Source organism: Nocardia niigatensis NBRC 100131 (assembly GCF_000308655.1).
Lineage (GTDB): Bacteria > Actinomycetota > Actinomycetes > Mycobacteriales > Mycobacteriaceae > Nocardia > Nocardia niigatensis.
Genome location: NZ_BAGC01000062.1, coordinates 1 through 17714, shown reverse-complemented (window position 1 = coordinate 17714; position 17714 = coordinate 1). Strand labels below are relative to the sequence as shown.

Here is a 17714-nt window from a genome sequence, read left to right as displayed (position 1 = left end):
CGTGACGTGCCGAGATGGTGGGGTGATCCTCACCGTGACCCTGAACCCGGCCTACGACATGACGTATCGGGTGGAACATTTCGAGCGGGGCCGGGCACAGCGGGTGCGATCGGTGGATCAGCGGCTGGGCGGGCGCGGCATCAATGTCACGCGGGTGCTGAATCAGCTCGGCAAATACGCGCGCGCCACGGGCTTCTCGGACCATTCCTTCGCGGCCGCCGCGGAACTCGAGATGCCGGTGGATTTCGTGCACGCGCTGCCGTGGGTCCGGCGCACGGTGGTGATCAGCGAATCCGATGACGGCACCGCCACCGCGCTGTGGGAGCCCGGGCCGCGCGTCACCGAACCGCACGCGGTGGATCAGCTGCGGGTGCGGGTGGGTGGTCTGCTCTCGGATATGAGCGGCCTGGTCATCTCGGGTTCACTGCCGGGCGGAGTGAGTTCGGGCCTGCCCGCCGAGCTGGCGCGCACGGCCATCGCCCGGGGAGTGCCCACGGTCTGTGACTTCGACGGCCAGCCGCTGGAATTGGCCGCGCGCGTGCCGGGCGTCGTGCTCACCCCCAATGTCGAGGAGCTGGAACGCCTCACCGGCCGCCCGGCGGCCACCATTTCGGAAATTCTCGCGGCGGTCGACCCACTCATCGCCGACGGCGTGGGCGCGGTGATCGTGACCCGGGGCGGTGCGGGCATGGTCGCGGTCACCCCGACCCGGGCCTGGACGGCGGCGCTGCCGAAACCGCTGGCGGGCAACCCCACCGGGGCGGGCGACGCGGCGGTGGCGGCCATCATCGCCGCGCTGGCCACCGGCGCGACGCCGGACTGGCCGGTCCTGCTCGCCGACGCGGTCGCCACTTCGGCTGCCGCCGTGGTCATTCCGGTCGCGGGGGAGATCGACCGGGTGCTGCGGGATCGGCTGCTGCCGACGGTGCGGGTGCGAGAACTGGAATCCGTCACCGCCCGCCCGTGACACTCCGGGGGGACACGCCGTATGTGAGGTAGCTGTGAACTGCGACCGGCGGCGGCGTGGTGGCGCGGTTCGGGGCGTTGTACGGGGTTAGGTTAAGGGCGTGTCGGACCTGGGAATTCAACCCGATCGGGGGACGGGTATGGACGACAGCTATCGAATGCCACGGGTGGTGCGGGCCGCGCAGGTCCTGGCACTGGGACTCGCGGTGCTGGGCCTGACCTGCGTGGCCGCGTCGGGCTGGCTACTCGGGGCCAAGGCCGCCATCGGGACCGGAGTGCCGTTCATCCCGGCGTTCCTGCTCGGGCTGGTCGCGCTGACGTTCAACTCCGAGGGGCAGTCGGTCCGCATCGGGGCGATCCTGGTGGCGGTCATGAACATGCTGTGGACGGTGCCGTCGATCACCGAGGGGCGGCCGCCGGGCCCGCTGGGTCCGCTGATCTCGCTGGTGGTGATCGTGCTGCTGTTCCGCCGGGAGGCGCGGGACTGGTTCGAACCACCGGCCTGGTGGTAGTCCCGGGTGTAACAAGTCGGTCATTTCGTCTGCTCATTCGCAATCTGAGTGCAATTGCGGGCACCTACCGTTGGCCCTATGAGTTCGGAAGCCGCCGCGGGCACGGGTATTCACATCAGCGGGCTGAGCAAGACCTTCCGCTCCGGACGGCGGGTGGTGCCGGCCCTGGAGGCGGTGGATCTGCATACCGAGCGGGGCGCTTTCCTGTCGCTGCTGGGACCCTCCGGATGTGGGAAGTCCACCATCCTGCGCATTCTCGCGGATCTCGAATCGCCGTCGGCGGGGACCGCGAAGATCAATGGTGAGACCCCGGCCGAGCTGCGCAGGCGGCACGAGTTCGGGATCGCCTTCCAGGACTCGGCGCTGTTGCCTTGGCGCAGTGTGGAATCCAATATCAAGCTGCCGCTGCAAGTGGCGGGGCTGCCCGCGGACCGGGAGCTGGTCGCCGACCTGATCCGGCTGGTCGGCCTGGAGGGCTTCGAGAAGGCCAAACCCGCCCAGCTGTCCGGCGGTATGCGGCAACGGGTTTCGATCGCCCGCGCCCTGGTGGTCAAGCCGTCCGTGCTGCTGCTGGACGAGCCCTTCGGCGCGCTCGACGATATGACCCGGCAGCGGCTCAACCTGGAGCTGCTGCGCATCTGGACCGAGAAACCCGCCACCACACTGATGGTCACGCACGGCATCGCCGAGGCGGTCTTCCTCTCCGACGTGGTGGCCGTCATGAGCCCGCGGCCCGGCCGGGTGGTGGAGGTCGTCGACATCGACCTGCCGCGGCCGCGCACCCCGGAGATGATGCGCACGCCCGAATTCCACAAGCTCAACGACTATCTGTCGGAACTGCTGTTCGGGCGCGGCGGACACGGCGGGGTGGCGGCGGAATGAACCTGTCGAGCGCGACCGGAAGCACACTGCGAGAACGTATTACGATCACCCGGTTCGGCGGCCTGGCCGGCATCCTGATCCTGGTGGCGGTATGGACCCTGCTGGCCGAACTCCGGGTCGCGGGCGGCACCGTCCCGAGCCCGTGGAACGTGCTGCACACCATGTACACCGACGGCTGGGCGCTGTACGGACCCAACTTCCGGATCACGGCCTGGGGTGCGCTGCAAGGGTTTCTGTGGGGCAACGTGCTCGCCATCGCGCTGGCGGTGCTGGTGGTTCTGATTCCGCCCATCGAAATGCTGGTCACCCAGCTGGCCATCCTGAGCTATTGCACGCCGCTGCTGGCGCTGGGGCCGATCATCCTGGTGGTGTTCGGCGGGCGCACGCCGACGGTGTTCCTGGCGGCCATGTACTGCTTCTTCACCACCATGGTCGGCACCGTATCCGGGTTGCGGTCCGCGGACCGCACCAGCCTGGATCTGGTGCGCGCCTACGGTGGCGGCCGCTGGCAGCGGCTGACCCGGGTGCAGCTGATCGCGGCGCTGCCGAATACCTTGGCCGCCTTGAAGATCGCCGCGCCCTCTGCGGTGCTGGGCGCCATCATCGGCGAGTACCTGGGTGGCGTGGACAGCGGCATCGGGGTGGCCCTGACGGCCGCGCAGACCGCCTACAACGTGCCGCGCACCTGGGGCACGGCGCTGGCCGCGGCCGCGCTGGCCGGGCTCGGCTACGCGATCGTGGCGCTGGTGGCGCGGGTGGCGGTGCCGTGGACGCGAGCGGAGGCATGATGACCGACAAGGTGGCGAACCCGGCGGCGGGCCGGGCCGCGCAGGTGCTGGACCTGCTGCGGCCGATCGGGAGATTCCTGCTGCCACTGCTGGTTTCGTTGATTCTGCTGGTGGCGCTGTGGTACGGCTTCCTGAAGCTGTATCCGCAGGTCGGGCTGGTCGGCAAGAGCCCCGGGGACGTGTGGAGATACCTGGTGACCGGACCGACCTCGGCGGGCGCCCGTCAGGTGATCTTCGACGAAATGCGAATCACCCTGCGGGACGCGCTGATCGGCTTCGGCCTGGGCATGGGCGCGGCGCTGGTGGTGGCGGCGCTGTTCATCGGCGTTCCCGCGGCGGCGCAGGCGTTCATGCCGGTGGCGATGCTGTTGCGATCGGTGCCGCTGGTGGCCATCACCCCGATCATCGTGCTGGTGTTCGGGCGTGGGCTGCTCGGTGTCACCGTGATGGGCGCCATCGTGGTGTTCTTCCCCGCCCTGGTGATGATCATGACCGGCCTACGGTCCGCACCCCGGCGGGCCACGGAACTGGTACTGGCCTACGGGGGTTCGAACTGGACCGCCATGCGCATGGTAGCCGTCCCGGCCGCGCTGCCCGCGGTGTTCGCGGCCGCCCGGGTTTCGGTACCGGGCGCGCTGATCGGCGCGCTGATCGGCGAATGGCTGGGCAGCGGAACAGGTTTGGGTGCGGGGCTGATCCGGGCCATCCCCACCTTCCAGTACAACCGACTGTGGGCGTCGATCGCGCTGGTCACGGTCGTGTCGGTGTTCGCTTACGCGGTGGTGGGCGTGCTGGAAAACCTGGTGCTGGCGCGGTTCTCGCCGGAACGGAGCCGGGAATGAGCACACGAGTTAACGCGGCGCACACAAATACCTGCGGAAAAGCAAAAAATCGGAAATCGAAACGGCTTACATTCGCCGCATGAGTGGTTTGCTCCGGCCGGGTTCGGCCTCGCAGTTGTCCATGGGTCGGCGATCCTTCCTCCGCTATGCCGGATTGACCGGTGCGGCGGTGGGCGGGGCCGGATTGCTGGCCGCGTGCGGTAAGGACTCCTCGGGTTCCGGCAATGGCTCGGTCGCCGACGGTTCCAAGTACGGGACGGTGGCCGTGCAGCTGTCCTGGTTGAAGAACATCGAATTCGCCGGTGAGTACTTCGCCGATTCCAAGGGCTATTACAAGGACGCCGGATTCGGGTCGGTGAATCTGATCGCGGGCGGCGCGGCCAGCACCTCGGTGGAGGCCGGGCTGGGCACCGGCAAGATCTGGATCGGCATGTCCGCGCCCCAGACCACCGCGCCCGCGATTCTGGAGGGCCTGTCCGCCAAGATCGTCGGCACCACGTATCAGAAGAATCCCTTTTGCATCGTGAGTTCCGGCAAGAGCCCGATCGTGAATCCGCAGGCCATGAAAGGGCGCAAGATCGGTGTGCAGGACACCAATCAGCTGATCTTCAATGCCCTGCTGACCGCCAATGGCATGTCGCCCTCCGACGTCACCATCGTGCCCGCGCAATACGATCCGACGCCGCTGGCCAACGGTGAGGTGGACGGCTGGGTCAGCTACGCCACCAATGAGCCGATCACCTTGACCACCAAGGGGTTTCAGAACTTCAACTTCCTGTTCGCCGACTTCGGGCTGCCGCTGGTCGCGGAGACGCTGACCGTGAGTCAGCAGACCATCGACAAGGAGCGCGACAAGCTCAAAGCGTTCCTGATGGCAGAGATCAAGGGCTGGAAGGACGCTGTCGCCGACCCGGGCGAGGCGGCGCGGCTGGCCGTCGAGGTGTACGGCAAGGATCAGCGCCTGGAGCTGCGTGAGCAGACCATGGAGGCGCAGGCGCAGAACGGGCTGGTCGAATCGGCCGACTCCAAGGCCAACGGGCTGTTCACCATGACCGACGCGCTGATCGAACAGAACATCGCCGCGCTGGGCAAGGCCAAGATAGATATCAAGGCGGACAAACTGTTCGACCTGTCGGTGCTGAAAGAGGTTTTCGCCGAGCACCCGGAATTGAAGTAGCGCAGCGGGATCGAGGGCCGGCGGCGGGTCAGCGCACGAGTTGCACGTGCCGCCGCCCTCCGCCGGGGGTGACCGACAGCGGTTCGGCGGAGGTGCCGTTGCGGACCGCCAGCAGTTCGGCGGCGATCGAGACGGCGGTCTCGGCCGGGGTCCGGGCGCCCACGTCGAGACCGGCGGGGGAGTGCAGACGGGACAGGATCTCGTCGGTGAAGCCGCCCGCCTGCAGGGCCTCCAGCCGATGTCCGTGTGACGCCGGGGTGCCCAGAGCGGCCAGGTACCCCAGCTCGGGTAGTCGCAAAGCGACTGTGAGCAACGGGATTTCGAACTTGGGGTCGTGCGAGAGCACCACCATGGCGGTGTCGCCGCCGATCTCGCCGGCCGAGGCCAGGGTGTTGAGGTAACGGTGCGGCCAGTCGACCACCACCTCGCAGCCCGGGTAGGCGGTCGAGTTGGCGAAGGTGGGGCGGGCGTCGACGATGGTGATCCGGTAGCCGAGCAGCCGGGCCTGGGTGGCCAGCGCGCTCGCGAAAGCATTGGCGCCCACCAGGATCAGATGCGGCGGCCGCGCGAACGAGGACACGAAGACATCGGAGTCGGGGAGCGAGACCAGCTCGGTGCCGTGCTTGCGGTCGGTGATGAGGTGCTGGCCGATCACATCCGGGTCCGAATGCCAGACGACGGTGAACACCGTGACCTGTCGCTGTGCCGCCATATCGGCGGCCACGTCCGGGAATTCGGGAAAGTGCCTGCGCGAGAAGGGTTCGGTGAACACGTCCAGGGTGCCGACGCAGTCCATCTGGGCGTCCAGTCCGCTGCCCGGACCGAACCGCTGCAGTCCGCGCCGTCCGGTGTGTGCCGATTCGATGGCGGCCTCGTAGGCGGCGGCCTCGGCGCAGCCGGCCGAGATCGATCCGAAGGCGCGCCCGTCGGCGTCCACCACCATGGCCGATCCGATCGGCACGGGCGTAGCGCCCTGTGCCCGAACGAGAGTGGCCAGTCCCCCGGTGCGTCCGCTGTGCCAAATTCGAAGAAGGTCGTCGACGATTTCCCGCATCACATGCTCCCGCTCACAGTGCGCTGTCCGCCGGATAATCCCGATCGATCCCCGTTGCGAGGTCATCGCACGTGACGCACACCATATCCGCTCGTTGCCGTAAATAAGTGCCCGCCCCCGAATTTCCCGCCGCGCTCGCGCAGACCCCCGCCCAGTGCGCCCGCCCCAGTACCACCGGATGCCCCGGCGTTGTTCCGAAGAACGCTCGGGCCAACCGGCTCGCGCTCGCCCGCGCCGCCGTGATCACCCGCTCGACCACCGCGGGTCCGACGTCCGGCGTGTCCACCGGCATGATCGTGACCAGTTCCGCGGGCTCGCCGCCCTGGTCCACCGCCTGCCTGATACCCAGTCCGGGGGTGGCGGCCGCCGCCAGGCCCGCCCGCGTGGAGGCGCTCAGGCCGAGATCCCAGTCCGATGCCCAGACCGGGCGGACTCCGGCGGGCAGGCTGATGCCCGAGATTTGCGACACCTGCCAGGTGCCGTCCGGCGCGCGGTAGGCGGGCCCGGTCGCCCCGAATACCACGAAGATTCGCGCGCAGCCGCCGTCCCGCAGCGCCGCCACCGCCCCGCGCAGCCAGCGACCGTCCTCGGCCAGCACTTTCGGCATGCCATATCGCCGACCGGCACCGGCCGCGAGCAGAATTCCATCGCAGCGTTCGGGACTCACGCGAGCAGGGTAATCCCGTCCGCGCGGCTTCGCTGATCAAGCGACCATCAGGGATTGCCTGACCGGCCGTGGCCCGGCAAACCGGCCGGCGCGAGCACGCCGCCTCAGCTGCCGAGAGCGGTCAGGGTCTGCTGGACCTTGAGCAGCCGGCCGGGGTCGATGCCCTCACAGAGGGTGCGGGCCTTCTCCAGATAGACCAGGGCGAGGGCCGGATTGTCGGCGCGGCGTTCCAGCTCCCCGAGGGCCCACCAGGCGGCGGCCTCGCCGTCGGCGTCGGAGATTCCCCGGGTGAGAGCCCGGGACTCCTCGTATTTGATCCGGGCGGCATCGAATTCGCCCCGATGGCGGTGGATGTGGCCGAAGCCGCGCAGGGTGTCGATCTGCAGCAGCGGGTCCGGGATCTCCTTGCTGATCCGATACGCCTGCTCGAACAGCGCCCAGGCCTCGTCCAGCCGGCCGCGCACTCCGGCTATCCCGCCCAGGCCCCACACCGACCAGCCCTCGCAATAGCGGTCGCCGATCCGCAGCGCGATGGCGTGCGCCTCCCGGTAGTTCTCGTCCCCGGCCGCGTACTGCTCGGTGAGCCGATCGAGATGCCCGAGCTCCCGCAGGGCATCGCACTCCAGGTGCAGATCGTCGAGCGAATGCGCGATGCGCAGCACCTGACGGACCTCGGCGCGCGCCGCGTCACAGCTGTTCTGGTGGCGCAGCGCGACGGCGTGCCACAGCAGGGTGCGCGCGGTCCGGGCATCGTCCCCGAGGTCCGCCGCCAGCCGGTGCGCGTACTCGAAACAGGAAGCCGCCCTGGCATATTCGCGCATGGTGCGGAGCAGATGGCCGAGCCCGAAGTGGGCGTCGCACTCGGCGGCGCGGTCCCCGATGGCGTGGTCGATCCCGCCCGCGAGCTCGAACATGCTGCGGCTCTCGGTGAAATAGCCGAGTGTCGCGAGCTGGCTCGCCAGCAGATCCGCGAATCGCGCGGTGTCCGACGTGCGTTCGGCGGTGCGGGCGCACGCGAGCATGGTGTCGAGCCGCTCCTCGAACCACAGCCGGGCCTGCATGACGGCCATGTTCGGATTGCGCGCGTGCGGGGCCGAATGGTGCACGGTGTCGAAGGGACGCGGCTTGCCGATCTCGCTCGCGGTCTCGAGATAGTGCCGCAGCAGCCGGCCCACGGCCGCGCCGCGCTCGCCGGGCCGGCTCTCGGCATCCGCGCGGCAGCGGGCGTACAGGTGCAGCAGATTGTGCATCCGGTAGCGCTGATGGCCCGGGCGACTGGTGAGCTGATCGATCATGCCGTCCTCGAAGACCCGCTGCAGCAGGCGTTTCGCGGCGGAATCCTCGGCCTGCGCCATGGCCGCGAAATCGTCGGCCGACACCGTCGCGCTCGGGAACCAGCCGAGCAGCCGCACCGCCCGCCGCGCCTCCTCGTCGCGCAGCCGTGCGTAGGACTGGGCGAAGGCGTCCCGGGTGGATTCGTCCTCGGCGGAGAACTTGTCGAGAATCAGCTCGGCCGGGCAGTGCCCGGCGCGCGGCGCCGTCGTCGGCAGGGTCAGCAGCATGGTGAGGGTGTCGAGTTCGTCGCGGAGATCATCGAGCAGGCCCGGCGTCCGGCTGATCCGCCCCGCCACCAGGCGGATCGGCAGCGGCAGCCCGCCCGCCACCTCCACGATCCGGCGCACCGCCGCCGAATCGTGGCCCGCGCCCAGATTGCCGAGGGTGGCCAGCATCTCCTCGGCCTCGTCGAGGTCCAGCGGGGTCAGCTCCAGCTGGTTCACCCGCACCATGCCGGTCAGCGGCCGCCGGCTGGTGATCACCACGAAGCAGCTCGCCGACTTCGGCAGCAGCGGCCGAATCTGCTTGCTCTCCAGCACATCGTCGAACACCACGATCAGCCGGCGACCCGTCGTCTCGTGATGCCACTGCCGCAGCAGCGTGGCCTGGTCGGCGTGCAGGCGTGGCCGCACCCCCAGCTGGTTCAGCGCGGACGCCAGCAGGCGCGAGGTGGTGTTGGATCCGGCGTCCCGGTCATGGCTGCGCATCTCCAGCCACACCGAGCCGTCCGGAAAGCGATCGGCGAATCTCGCCACCAGCTGCCGGGTGAAGGCGGTCTTGCCGACCCCGGCCACCCCCGTGATCAGTTGCGCGCGTGTGTCACCCAGGATATGCAGGTCGACCCGGCGGCGCAGTTCCTCCATCGGCCCGCGCCGCCCGACGAACGTCGAGGCGTCGAAGGAGGCTACGAAGGGCTGCCCGGTCCCGATTCGGTTGTGCCCGAGGCGTTCCCGGATGGATTGATACGCGGCCCGCTCGTCGTGCGCCAGGCACGCGAGGTCCTCGATATCGATGAGTCGATCCCAGGTGGTGTTGTAGACCAGCGCGAGCAGCTCCAGCGTGTGCAGCGCCGGCGGCCGATAGCGGTTGCCCTCCGCGGTGCGGGCGGGCCACTTCTCGATCTCGCACAACCGGCTGTTCTTCATCCGCGGTTCCCGGTGCCCGTCCGAATCCACCAGGGGCGCGATCTGATTGAACCGATCCGCGGCCTGCCGCTGATTGAGGCCGTTGGCCTTGCGCCAGGCGATGCGCGGGCGCAGTCCGCGCCGCATCAGTTCGACGGCCAGCGGCTCGACCAGGCAGTAGTCGCTCAGCCCGATCGCCCGCAGCGACCGGCCGAGCCGAGCGATCTCGGGTGCGGAAGTGGCGGCCTGAGTCATCGGAGACCTCCTCGCCCGCCCGGCCGCGCTCGGCAGATCGGGGACCGGGCCGTATTCAGTTGGCAGACAGCTTGATTCGCTATCGACGGTAGCGAAGAAATCATCCCCTCGCGGGGAAACAAAGCCCGCCGTCAGGCAGCTCCCCGCAGGTCACGGCCGGATTCGGCGGGGAACAAATCCCGCGCCGATCGGGTAGCGGTCCGGTCGGTCCGGGACGGTCCAATGGAGGTGTCGGGCGGTGCCGGGTCGGGGCGGGGTCCGAATCGAACGGAGGATCGGATCGATGGCAGTGACGGAATTCGGATGGCTCATCACCAGCGATGTGGCCCACGAGGTCGCGTTCCGGGTGGACGTGCCCGAGGAGAACCGGGGGCGGTGGGTGCTGTCGTATCTCCCGACCAGCCGCCGGTTGACGCGGGATCAGGCCGTGGCCGGGGTGGTGCTCGCGGAGATGATCCTGCTCGGATTGCTGCGCCCGGGCGGGGAATTCGACGGCGAGGTCGCGGCTCTGCACGCCGGCATGATCGGGCTCACGGTCACCGATGCCATGTGCCTGCTCGCGTTGCGGGACAACGGTTCCGAGCGCTCGGGCGATCCGGCGCAGGACGCGCGGCAGCTCCGGCGGCCGGTCGAGCGATGCCACCTGCCGCCGAGCCGGGACCGGCGGCCACTGCCCAGCCACTGAACACGGCTCGGCCCCGCACCGGATTCGGTGCGGGGCCCGCCACTTCCGGAGCGATCAGAAGAGGGCCAGGGCGGCGAGCAGGCCCGACAGCGCGATGAACTGCAGGGCCACCCGCAGGTCGATGATGCTGTCCCACCGGTCCTGCAGGGCCCGGGCATCGGCGGGGATGACGCCGGAGCGGGCGGCGGCCTTCTGCGCGGTGTTCACCGGCTTGGCGACCTTCACGTAGAAGCCCAGCCAGCTGACGAGCGCGACCAGCGCGACGGCGGCGGCGACGGCCGCGCCGGCATGGCCCGAGACCGCGGCGACGATCAGGGTGAGGGCGGCGGTGACGACGCCGCCGGCGCCGAAGATCGGCATGCGCTTGTCGCCGTAGTAGTGGCCCCAGCCGGCGCTGACGGTGACGGCGGCGTCGTCGAGGCGGCGATAGACGGACCGGGTGATGAGGGCGGCGCACCAGTCGGTGCCGTAGACGACGGCATTGGCGAGGACGGCGAGGGCGGCGAGGAACTGGCCGGTCAGGACGAGCATCGGGGGCTTCTTTCGGCTTGTGTCTAGCGTTGCTAGGAATTGAAGCAACGATATCAACCCGAAGCTAGCTTGTCTAGCGATGCTAGATTTCGGATTTGCCAGCTGACCGAATGGTCTGAAATGGACGCCCGGTGGCCCGCCTCACAACCATCAAGATCACAATGTGCTGTGAAGATGCTCACACCTGGACGGCCGTCGGCGCGTCATGTGCCGGTGGCCCCCGTCACGCAAACAGTACGGGCGTTATGCAAAACCGCACGTCAGCGCTACTGGCAAGTAGATTTCACCGCTGCTATTCGCAAGCAAATTTTGCAGAGTTAGCAAAATGCGGGCGAAAGCTAGCGTGTATTCACACTTGCAACAGGTAGACGCATATTTTTTCGTGTGCCATCGTGTGGAAGTACACCTCGCGGGCCTAGCAAGTCTGCAAATTGCCGCTCCAGCAGTGGTCGAACATCCGGCTCCCTCTCATCCGGCGCCAGGTTCGACTCGCGGGGCTACCGAGACCGAACGAAGAAGTGGAGTCAGAGATGTCGAAGGTCGGCACCCCGAAGACCGCTGCGGAGATCCAGCAGGATTGGGACACCAACCCCCGGTGGAAGGGCGTCACCCGCAACTACACGGCCGAGCAGGTCGTGAAGCTGCAGGGCACTGTCGTCGAGGAGCACACCCTCGCCCGCCGCGGTGCCGAGATCCTCTGGGATCTCGTCAACAACGAGGACTACATCAACTCCCTGGGCGCCCTCACCGGTAACCAGGCCGTGCAGCAGGTCCGCGCGGGCCTGAAGGCCATCTACCTGTCCGGTTGGCAGGTCGCCGGTGACGCGAACCTCTCCGGCCACACCTACCCGGACCAGTCGCTGTACCCGGCCAACTCGGTTCCGGCCGTGGTCCGCCGCATCAACAACGCGCTGCTGCGCGCCGACGAGATCGCCAAGGTCGAGGGTGACACCTCGGTCGCCAACTGGCTGGCCCCGATCGTCGCCGACGCCGAGGCCGGCTTCGGTGGCGCGCTGAACGCCTACGAGCTGCAGAAGGCCATGATCGCCTCCGGCGCGGCCGGCGTGCACTGGGAGGACCAGCTGGCCTCCGAGAAGAAGTGTGGCCACCTGGGCGGCAAGGTGCTGATCCCCACCCAGCAGCACATCCGCACCCTGACCTCCGCGCGTCTGGCCGCCGACGTCGCCGACGTGCCGTCGGTGATCATCGCCCGCACCGACGCCGAGGCCGCCACCCTCATCACCTCCGATGTGGACGAGCGCGACCGCGAGTTCCTGGACGGCACCCGCACCGCTGAGGGCTTCTTCGGCACCAAGAACGGCATCGAGCCCTGCATCGCGCGTGCCAAGGCCTACGCCCCCTACGCCGACCTCATCTGGATGGAGACCGGCGTGCCGGACCTCGAGGTCGCGCGCAAGTTCGCCGAGGCCGTCCGCGGCGAGTTCCCGGACCAGCTGCTGGCCTACAACTGCTCGCCGTCCTTCAACTGGAAGGCGCACCTGGACGACGCGACCATCGCGAAGTTCCAGCGTGAGCTGGGCGCCATGGGCTTCAAGTTCCAGTTCATCACCCTGGCCGGCTTCCACTCGCTGAACTACGGCATGTTCGACCTGGCCTACGGCTACGCCCGCGAGGGCATGACCGCCTTCGTCGACCTGCAGGAGCGCGAGTTCAAGGCCGCCGCCGAGCGTGGCTTCACCGCCGTCAAGCACCAGCGTGAGGTCGGCGCCGGCTACTTCGACACCATCGCCACCACGGTCGACCCCAACACCTCGACCGCGGCGCTGAAGGGCTCCACCGAAGAGGGCCAGTTCCACTGAGTTTCCCACGGTGGCAACTGATTTCGTGAGGGTTCGGGTAACTCCCCGGGGACGATCGAAAGTGGTTCGCCACCCAACCGCCGACACGGGTGCATGGCGACGACGGCTCTCGGCCGTCCGCTGAATACCCGGGGAGGCGGTGGAGTGGACAAAACCCTCGGGGCCGGCAGTCGCATCACAACCTCGGCCGCCCCGGGGACCCGGAACCCCGCCGGGAGGGGATGGCAAGCCCCCTCCCGGCGGAGTTCATCCGCCCTTCCCGTCGACAGCCCCGGCGGGGAGGGCATTTTCCTATAGCGTTTTTTGCGAAGACCTTAAGAAGGCGCAGGGTCGAAAAAGTTAGTCCGACGCCTTCACCCACAGCCACGACGGCCGACTGGCGGCGTTCGATACGAGACAACCGATTTCGTACCGGTAGGGGTGACTCACCGGGTACGACCGAAATCGGTTCGGCACTCGACGCAGGCACGGATGCAGAAGTGGCAACGGCACTCAGCCGCCCGCAAGAGTTGCGGGGAGGCGGAACGGAGCGGGACGTGAGCAGCGAAAAGATTCAGCGCGTCGGCATCATCGGCGCCGGACAGATGGGCGCGGGCATCGCCGAGGTCTGCGCGCGGGCGCACGTCGACGTGCTCGTCTTCGAGCAGACCCGGGAACTCGCCGCCGCCGGCCGCGCCCGCATCCTGCGGTCGCTGGACCGCGGGGTGTCCAGCGGCAAGATCACCGAGCGCGAGCGCGAGCAGGCCGCCTGGCGGCTGCGCTTCACCTCCGACCTCGGCGACTTCGCCGACCGCCAGCTGGTCGTCGAGGCCGTCGTGGAGAACGAGGACGTCAAGACGGCCATCTTCGCCGAACTCGACAAGGTCGTCACCGATCCGAACGCGGTGCTGGCCTCCAACACCTCCTCCATTCCGATCATGAAGATCGCCGTGGCCACGAACAACCCGGAGCGGGTCGTGGGCATGCACTTCTTCAACCCGGTGCCGGTGCTGCCGCTCGTCGAGCTGGTCACCACCCTCAAGACCACCGAGACCGTCACCAAGCGCGCCGAGCAGTTCGCCGCCGACGTCCTGGGCAAGCAGGTCGTGCGCTCCGCCGACCGCTCCGGCTTCGTGGTGAACGCGCTGCTGGTGCCGTACCTGCTCTCGGCCATCCGCATGGTCGAATCCGGTTTCGCCACCAAGGAAGACGTCGACAAGGCCATGGTGCTGGGCTGTGCCCACCCGATGGGCCCGCTGGCGCTCACCGACCTGGTCGGCCTCGACACCGTGAAGTCCATCGCGGACTCCATGTACGCAGAGTTCAAGGAGCCGCTGTACTCCGCGCCGCCGCTGCTGATGCGCATGGTCGAGGCGGGCCTGCTGGGCAAGAAGGCCGGTGCGGGCTTCTACCAGTACAACTCCCCCTCCTCCCCTCGTACCTAACAGGTCTCCCTGCCGCCGATCGCGAACTCAGCCCGGCGAGCACCACGTCCCAACGCGACAACTGATTTCGTGCGGTTCGGGTAGCTCGCCGGGTACGTCCAAAATCTGAGAGGTCACTCGACTGGCGGCACGGGTGCCCAACGTCGACGGCTCTCGGCCGCCCGCTGGGTTCGCGGGGAGGCGGGGAGCGCGTCTTTTACCCAAGGTGCGCGTCGCCGGGCTTGTGGCGGCGTCCACCTCAACCGGGCATAAGCTGCAAACAGGTCGAGCGGGACCGGCAGCTCGGAAGGAGTGTCCGTTCATGGTCAACGTCACCGATGGTTTCGGATCCAGCATCCTGGGATACCCGCGAATCGGCGAGCACCGGCAACTCAAGCGTGCTTTGGAGTCCTATTGGCACGGCACGCTGTCGCGCGACGAGCTGCTGGCCGTCGGGCGCGAGATTCAAGAAAGCCAGTATCTGGAGCTGGCGGCGACCGGGTTGACGCAGGTCCCCGGCAACACCTTCTCCTTCTACGACCACATTCTCGACAACGCGCTGCTTTTCGGCGCCGTCCCCAAGCGGTTCGAGGCCGAACGAGAAGGCCTGCACCCCTTGGACTTCTACTTCCTGATGGCGCGCGGGCGGCCGGACCTGCCGCCGCTCGAGCTGGTCAAGCTGCTGAACACGCCCTACCACTACCGACAGCCGGAACTCGAGCCCGACACCGAATTCTCCCTGCATCCCGAGGCGCTGCTCGACGAGTTCGACCGCGCCAAGGCCGTCGGCATCGAGCTGCGGCCGGTCGTGCTGGGCCCGCTGTCGTTGCTGCTGCTGTCCAAGACCGGCCACGTTCCCGGCGAGACCGAATTCGACAAGCTGGTGCTGCTGGACAAGCTGCTCCCGGTGTACGAGGAACTGTTCGAGATCCTCGCCAAGCGCGGCGCCACCTGCGTGCAGCTGGACGAGCCCTGCTTCACCAGCGACCGCTCGCCCTCGACCATGGAGCTGTTCGAGAAGACCTACCAGCGGCTGTCCAAGGCCCCGCTGCGCCCGCGCATTCTGGTCACCGGACAGTACGGCGATTTCGGTGAGGCGATCGAAATCCTGTGCCGCACTTCGGTGGAGGCCATCGGACTCGACCTGGCCGGCTACCGCGTGGTGCCCGAGGAACTGGCGAAGATCCCCGGCATCAAGCGCAAGCGCCTCTACGCCGGCGTCATCAGCGGCACCAATGTGTGGCGCGCCGACCGCTACGTGACGCTGGAATACCTCAACAAGCTCGCCCAGGTCTGCCCCGACATGGTGGTGTCGACCGGCGCCACGCTGCTGCACGTGCCCTACGACGTGCTCGTCGAATACGAGCTCGAGGGTCCCGTCGCCGACCGCCTCGCCTTCGCCAAACAGAAGGTGCTGGAAGTGGTTTCGCTGGCCAAGGCGCTCACCGAGGGCCCCTCGGAGAAGTGGCGCAAGAAGCCGACCTCGGTGCACTTCAAGCAGAAACACGCGGTGCGCCAGCGCGTCTACGCCGTCACTCCGCAGATGCGGGTGCGCGAGCCCTACGAGACGCGCAAGACCGCGCAGCAGGCCAGGCTGCGGCTGCCGCTGGTGCCCGCCACCACGCTGGGCTCGTTCCCGCAGACCGAGACGGCCCGGCAGGCGCGCCACGACCTCGGTCAGGGCCGGCTGTCCTACGAGGAGTACCGCAAGCGCATCGAAGCCGAGATCGAGTCCACCATCCGGTTGCAGGAGGACATCGGCCTCGACGTGCTGGTGCACGGTGAGCACGAGCGCAACGACATGATCCAGTACTTCGCGGAGCTGCTGGACGGCTTCGCCACCACCCACTTCGGCTGGGTGCAGGTGTACGGATCCCGGTGTGTGCGACCGCCGATCGTGTACGGCGACGTGTCGCGCCCCGAGCCCATGTCGGTGTCGTGGACCGCCTACGCGCAGTCGCTCACCGACAAGCCGGTCAAGGGCATGGTCACCGGCCCGGTCACCATGCTGGCCCGCTCCTTCGTGCGCCAGGACCAGCCGCTCTACGAGACCGCCGACCAGGTGGCGCTCGCCATCCGCGACGAGGTGGTGGATCTGGAGAAGGCGGGCATCGCCATCATCCAGGTGGACGAGCCGTCCATCCGCGAGCTGCTCCCGCTGCGCAAGAAGGGCCAGGCCGAATACCTGCGCTGGGCCGTCGGCGCGTTCAAGCTGGCCACCTCCGGCGTCGGCCCGGAGACCCAGATCCACACGCATATCGGCTATTCCAGCCGCGGTGACGTGGTGGAGGCCATCGAGGAACTCGACGCCGACGTCACCGCCATCGTCGCCACCCGCTCCATCGAGTGGGTGCTGGAGGCGCTGAAGGAGGACTGTGCCGAGGGCCGCGGGCTCACCCACGGCGTCGGCCCGGGCGTCTACGAGTCTCGGTCCGCCCGGATCCCGGACATCGACGAGCTGGACGAACTGCTCACCGCCGCGGCGGAAGCCGTGACCCCGGAACGCCTGTGGGCCAACCCGGACGGCGGTCTGAAGACCCGCCACCACTGGCAGCTCGACCCGTCCCTGCGCAATATGGTCGCCGCGGCTCGCCGCGTCCGCCGCCGCGCGGAGGCCGCCGCGGGCGAAACCGCCTGAGGCAGTAGCGCTCACCCTCGGAACCCCGGTTCGATCCCCGATCGGACCGGGGTTTCCGTTCGTCGTCACGAATCGGTCATGAACGGATGATTAGCCTGCGGGACAAGGGTTTTCGAGAAAGGCAGTGAGCATGGATCCGACGGGCAAGGGTGATCAGCCGGTGGACGATCCCGAGACCGAGAAGCAGTACAACGACACCTATGACCAGAAGGGCGATCAGGTGCCGCCCGATCCGCCGTGGAAGTCGGGGCGCTGACCAGGAAGAACCACTGCGCTGATCCCGGATTGTCGGTGGGCGCCGCTACGGTGTGGGCGTGAACCGCACGGATCGGCTCTACGCGATTGTCGAGGAGTTGCGGGCGGTCTCCCCGCGCCTGCGGACCGCACGGGAATTGGCGGCGCGGCACGGGGTGAGCGTGCGCACCGTCGAGCGGGACATCAGTGCGCTCCAGCAGTCGGGGGTACCCATCTACGCCGACGTGGGGCGGCGGGGTGGGTACGCGCTGGAGAAGAGCATGTCGCTGCCGCCGCTGAACTTCACCGCGGCCGAGGCGGTGGCGCTGGCGGTCGCCGTGGCCCGCTCCGACGACGCGCCGTTCGCGGCGGCCGGGCACAGCGCCCTGCGCAAGATCCTGGCCGCCATGTCACAGCAGAATGCCGACGCGGCAAGAGAATTGGCGCTGCGGGTGCGCCTGCTGGAGTCACCGGAGGCCGTCGCGCCGATGCCGATCCCGGCGGAAGTGGAACAGGCCGTGGTAGCGCGGCGCGTGCTGCGCATCGAATATCTGGACCGCTCCGGAGTGCTCAGCGAGCGCGAGGTGGAGCCGGTGGCACTGCTGCACGGGACCAATGGCTGGTACCTGCTGGCCTGGTGCCGGCTGCGCGACGAACCACGCAACTTCCGGCTGGACCGCATGAAGGGCATCGAGCTGACCGAGTGGATCGGGCAGGAGCGGACCATCGACATGTGCCGCCCGGACGAGCCGGTGCACGAGATCCGAATGATCTCGCTCGGCTAGGCGTGCTGTCTCCATC

At 68.4% G+C, this 17714-nt stretch carries 16 protein-coding genes; 12 read left to right on the top strand and 4 right to left on the bottom strand.

All coding sequences use genetic code 11. From position 1 onward, the window contains the following. Positions 1-22: 22 nt before the first annotated feature. The 6 genes from ON33_RS28320 to ON33_RS28295 all read left to right on the top strand — a co-directional run bounded on the left by ON33_RS28320 (position 23) and on the right by ON33_RS28295 (position 5167). Positions 23-967, top strand: coding sequence for a hexose kinase (locus ON33_RS28320; RefSeq protein WP_040862168.1), 945 nt, complete (start codon positions 23-25; stop codon positions 965-967). Positions 968-1067: 100 nt separating this feature from the next. Continuing rightward, positions 1068-1478, top strand: a complete 411-nt coding sequence (locus tag ON33_RS28315) for a hypothetical protein (RefSeq protein ID WP_157184768.1) — start codon at positions 1068-1070, stop codon at positions 1476-1478. A gap of 78 nt (positions 1479-1556) precedes the next feature. After that, positions 1557-2360, top strand: coding sequence for an ABC transporter ATP-binding protein (locus tag ON33_RS28310; RefSeq protein ID WP_040862166.1), 804 nt, complete (start codon positions 1557-1559; stop codon positions 2358-2360). Further along, entirely contained in the window at positions 2357-3148 is a 792-nt protein-coding gene (locus ON33_RS28305; protein WP_040862165.1) for an ABC transporter permease, read from the top strand. The genes ON33_RS28310 and ON33_RS28305 overlap by 4 nt, the downstream gene beginning before the upstream one ends. Before the next feature lie 47 nt (positions 3149-3195). After that, positions 3196-3990: an ABC transporter permease gene (locus ON33_RS28300; protein WP_040862202.1), complete on the top strand. Its 795-nt coding sequence runs from the start codon at positions 3196-3198 to the stop codon at positions 3988-3990. A gap of 79 nt (positions 3991-4069) precedes the next feature. Then, entirely contained in the window at positions 4070-5167 is a 1098-nt protein-coding gene (locus ON33_RS28295) for an ABC transporter substrate-binding protein (RefSeq protein ID WP_040862164.1), read from the top strand. 28 nt (positions 5168-5195) lie between these two features. Here the strand turns inward: ON33_RS28295 and ON33_RS28290 are convergent, their stop codons facing one another. The 3 genes from ON33_RS28290 to ON33_RS28280 all read right to left on the bottom strand — a co-directional run bounded on the left by ON33_RS28290 (position 5196) and on the right by ON33_RS28280 (position 9602). Then, entirely contained in the window at positions 5196-6221 is a 1026-nt protein-coding gene (locus ON33_RS28290; protein ID WP_040862163.1) for an XdhC family protein, read from the bottom strand. A 13-nt stretch (positions 6222-6234) separates the two neighbouring features. Beyond that, complete coding sequence (locus ON33_RS28285) at positions 6235-6888, bottom strand: nucleotidyltransferase family protein (protein ID WP_040862162.1); 654 nt, start codon at positions 6886-6888, stop codon at positions 6235-6237. Between the two features lie 104 nt (positions 6889-6992). Continuing rightward, the gene (locus ON33_RS28280; RefSeq protein WP_040862161.1) at positions 6993-9602 is read right to left on the bottom strand and encodes a tetratricopeptide repeat protein; all 2610 of its coding nucleotides are present in this window, start codon (positions 9600-9602) and stop codon (positions 6993-6995) included. 283 nt (positions 9603-9885) lie between these two features. On the opposite strand from ON33_RS28280, the gene ON33_RS28275 reads away from it, so the two are divergent. Further along, on the top strand, positions 9886-10287 hold the full coding sequence (locus ON33_RS28275; protein WP_040862160.1) for a hypothetical protein: 402 nt from the start codon (positions 9886-9888) through the stop codon (positions 10285-10287). A 54-nt stretch (positions 10288-10341) separates the two neighbouring features. On the opposite strand, the gene ON33_RS28270 is transcribed toward ON33_RS28275, so the two are convergent. Then, positions 10342-10818, bottom strand: a complete 477-nt coding sequence (locus ON33_RS28270) for a DUF1772 domain-containing protein (RefSeq protein ID WP_040862159.1) — start codon at positions 10816-10818, stop codon at positions 10342-10344. A 530-nt stretch (positions 10819-11348) separates the two neighbouring features. Between ON33_RS28270 and aceA the strand changes: the two genes are divergently transcribed. The 5 genes from aceA to ON33_RS28250 all read left to right on the top strand — a co-directional run bounded on the left by aceA (position 11349) and on the right by ON33_RS28250 (position 17698). Further along, positions 11349-12638, top strand: coding sequence for an isocitrate lyase (aceA, locus tag ON33_RS28265; protein ID WP_040862158.1), 1290 nt, complete (start codon positions 11349-11351; stop codon positions 12636-12638). A 536-nt stretch (positions 12639-13174) separates the two neighbouring features. Next, on the top strand, positions 13175-14062 hold the full coding sequence (locus ON33_RS28260) for a 3-hydroxybutyryl-CoA dehydrogenase (protein ID WP_040862157.1): 888 nt from the start codon (positions 13175-13177) through the stop codon (positions 14060-14062). A 301-nt stretch (positions 14063-14363) separates the two neighbouring features. Beyond that, positions 14364-16679, top strand: coding sequence for a 5-methyltetrahydropteroyltriglutamate--homocysteine S-methyltransferase (metE, locus tag ON33_RS28255; RefSeq protein WP_040862156.1), 2316 nt, complete (start codon positions 14364-14366; stop codon positions 16677-16679). 130 nt (positions 16680-16809) lie between these two features. After that, positions 16810-16935, top strand: coding sequence for a hypothetical protein (locus ON33_RS44100; protein ID WP_281033245.1), 126 nt, complete (start codon positions 16810-16812; stop codon positions 16933-16935). Between the two features lie 58 nt (positions 16936-16993). Continuing rightward, positions 16994-17698 (top strand): helix-turn-helix transcriptional regulator, encoded by a 705-nt coding sequence (locus tag ON33_RS28250; protein ID WP_040862201.1) that lies wholly within the window; start codon positions 16994-16996, stop codon positions 17696-17698. Positions 17699-17714 lie beyond the last annotated feature (16 nt).

Coding starts and splice junctions, on each gene's coding strand:
- ON33_RS28310 (WP_040862166.1), top strand. CDS start 1,557: ATGAGTTCGGAAGCCGCCGCGGGCACGGGTATTCACATCAGCGGGCTG.
- ON33_RS28305 (WP_040862165.1), top strand. CDS start 2,357: ATGAACCTGTCGAGCGCGACCGGAAGCACACTGCGAGAACGTATTACG.
- ON33_RS28295 (WP_040862164.1), top strand. CDS start 4,070: ATGAGTGGTTTGCTCCGGCCGGGTTCGGCCTCGCAGTTGTCCATGGGT.
- ON33_RS28290 (WP_040862163.1), bottom strand. CDS start 6,221: ATGCGGGAAATCGTCGACGACCTTCTTCGAATTTGGCACAGCGGACGC.
- ON33_RS28280 (WP_040862161.1), bottom strand. CDS start 9,602: ATGACTCAGGCCGCCACTTCCGCACCCGAGATCGCTCGGCTCGGCCGG.
- ON33_RS28275 (WP_040862160.1), top strand. CDS start 9,886: ATGGCAGTGACGGAATTCGGATGGCTCATCACCAGCGATGTGGCCCAC.
- ON33_RS28270 (WP_040862159.1), bottom strand. CDS start 10,818: ATGCTCGTCCTGACCGGCCAGTTCCTCGCCGCCCTCGCCGTCCTCGCC.
- aceA (WP_040862158.1), top strand. CDS start 11,349: ATGTCGAAGGTCGGCACCCCGAAGACCGCTGCGGAGATCCAGCAGGAT.
- metE (WP_040862156.1), top strand. CDS start 14,364: ATGGTCAACGTCACCGATGGTTTCGGATCCAGCATCCTGGGATACCCG.
- ON33_RS44100 (WP_281033245.1), top strand. CDS start 16,810: ATGGATCCGACGGGCAAGGGTGATCAGCCGGTGGACGATCCCGAGACC.